We start from the raw sequence: 2,598 nt of genomic DNA, 5'->3' as shown, positions 1-2,598 counted from the left end.
ATACAAACAAGGTATCTTTAAGAGATATAACAGATCATATAGTAAATGTAGTATCTGATAGTGAGTATCCATTTAAGACAAATGAAGAGATAAGTTTAAAGGCTATATATAAACAAGAAAAAGGTAGTAAGAGATATAAAGAGGTACTTTGGGGATATATGGTGATAAAGAGTATAGAGTATAACGAAGTATCTAAATCAAATCCTAAAGATGTGGTAGAGCTAAAAGATCAAAAGGGTAAAGAGATAAGATTTAAAATTTCAGATGTTATAAAGAAAGATCATTTAGACAAGCTAAAGCAAGGTGGTCATACTATAGTATTTTTTGCATATCTTGAAGGAGAGAGTGATAAATTTAAATACCAAAGCGTATATGGTAAAAACCATATAAGGATAGATATAAAGATACCTCTATATATTAAATTTAAAGATGATAAGCTCATCATATATGAGTTTGAGCATGCTATAAAAGAGAAGAGCTTTAAAGCTAGTCTAAATCATGATGATGCCTTAGTAAATAAAAGTGGCTACTTATATATAAATAAAGATATGTCAGCACAGGATATAAATATCTATGAAGATGATAAACTTACTAAAGAGCTAAAGAGTGAAGATAGTACAAATAAGAGATATCAAATTTACATAGATGAAGCAAATTCCACAAACTATCAAAACCAAAGCAATACAAACCAAGCAGGTCAAACAAAGATAAACCAAGATACCAAGTATGGTATCAACCTACTAAGCAAAGATAATATGAATAGCTTTATAAACTCTTTTAACGAGTCAAAGAGTATAACAAGAGTAGATAAAGGTATGTGGGTGGATGGGGATAGAGAGGCAAATGTTTTAATAGAGATCAAAGACTATCCTTTTACGCTAAGTATGCTAAAGCAAGTATTTACCAATATAAAAACAAATCAAGAATATATCTTGCAAGAGATGGTGGATGAGCTAAATAGAAGAGATGACGAAGATGGAATTCAAATGTATGTAAAATATAAGCTTGATACCAGAAATAGATTAGAGCATTTTTTTGGGCAATGCTTTGTAGAGGCAAAGACAACAAAAGGCGATTTTACTTTAGAAGAAGAGCTAGGGAAATTTACAGAGAATAATATAATTAGCCATAGAGGTAAAGCCAGATTAGAAGAAGCCAAAAAACTATATCCACAATATTACGACAAGACAGATCCTTCAAAATGGGCAAAATTTGTTGGTAACGCTATGTACTCTGATCGTGGAAAGGGTTATTTGGGTAATGATGGTGGCGATGATGGATTTAATTTTAGAGGTAGAGGAATTAAGCAACTTACTGGAAAATTTAACTATAAAGATTTCAACAAATATGCGCATAATAATTATTGGCTAGATGAAGAAGTAAATTTTGTAAATTCACCAGATTTATTAATTTCAGATGGAAAATATGCTCTAGTCTCTGCTGCATATTTTTGGACTATAGAAAGACCAAAGCCTAAAAAATATCGTCTTTATGAAATAGCTGATGAAAGTAAAGCGGATTCGGACAATAGCGATATAGTAGAACGCATAACTGCTGTTATAAATCCGCAAAAACTTAGTCTTGAGCAGAGAAAAGAAGCTTATAAACGCATAAAAACAGCAAATGTGTTTAAGATTTTTCAGTAAGGAAATAGTATGAAATTTAAAATTATATTGCTAGCCTTAATTTCTAGTTTAAATTTATATGCTTACGAGCCTTTAAGCCCTGAAAATGCTATCAATAAATTTAGTAATGATTTTTACCAACTAAATGATTATGATTCAAGCCCTTGGAGAGACTACGGCACAAAGAGCAAACCAAGTTTTACCTGCTATGATGCCAAAGGAAAGTATAAATTTAAAAAATACTCTTTAGAAGACTTTATATGCCAGTCAGACTATAACTCTTTTAGAGATAACTACTTTGCTGATCTTTATAATCTAATCGTAAAAGAAGCTCCAAATTTAAAAGAAAAAGCTCAAAAGATAGCAAGAGAGAGGATAAAAGATAGTAAAAAAGAGTGCATTATATACTCAAAAAAAGAGTATGACTATAGCTTTGTTGCTAAGTCAGCATTTTTTGTGTCTGAAAGTATCTATTGCGTAAAGAATTTCTATAGAGAGTACACTGCAAAGCTAGCTTTAATGCTTTATGGGGATGATAAAGAGCTATTTAAAAGAATTTATGGCGAAGACTATGAGAAATTTAAAGAGGTATTTGAAGATACTCTAAAATATGTGCCGATAGAAAATGGTAGCACACCAAGAGATGTAAAAAGATCTGAAATAAATAACGAATTTTTGCAAAAATACAAAATTTACCACTATGATGACGACTACCCACAGATAGATGACATGCTATATATCTTGCTCGTGCAGTACTCCCTAATAGACAAAAATGGTCATTTAGTTTTACCAGAGAATAGAAAAGAGGAGTAGCGTGCCTACTCTTCATATTAAGCCATTTGCCGATAAGCTAAATTCTCTTTTGAGCTCTGAGACATCAAAGAAATTTGAGACCGAAAATATCTACTGCGTAAATTTAACATCCTCTTCTACATCTAACGCTTCAAGGATAAATAAGCTCTTAAAAAGAAGA

At 31.2% G+C, this 2,598-nt stretch carries 2 protein-coding genes; both read left to right on the top strand.

What is annotated here, in order from left to right; genetic code table 11:
* On the top strand, positions 1–1,646 hold a 1,646-nt coding region (locus CYP84_RS10695), incomplete at its 5' end, for a glycoside hydrolase family 19 protein (protein ID WP_219809654.1).
* Positions 1,647–1,655: 9 nt separating this feature from the next.
* On the top strand, positions 1,656–2,438 hold the full coding sequence (locus tag CYP84_RS02745) for a hypothetical protein (protein ID WP_103636601.1): 783 nt from the start codon (positions 1,656–1,658) through the stop codon (positions 2,436–2,438).
* Positions 2,439–2,598 lie beyond the last annotated feature (160 nt).

The sequence above is a fragment of the Campylobacter concisus genome (genome assembly GCF_002912425.1).
Taxonomy (GTDB): domain Bacteria; phylum Campylobacterota; class Campylobacteria; order Campylobacterales; family Campylobacteraceae; genus Campylobacter_A; species Campylobacter_A concisus_AH.
Note: the sequence above shows the minus strand (reverse complement) of the source record. Positions and strands in the feature narration are given on the sequence as shown.

Bases quoted from the DNA above. Each gene is read 5' to 3' on its own strand.
- CYP84_RS02745 (WP_103636601.1), top strand. From the start codon at position 1,656: ATGAAATTTAAAATTATATTGCTAGCCTTAATTTCTAGTTTAAATTTA.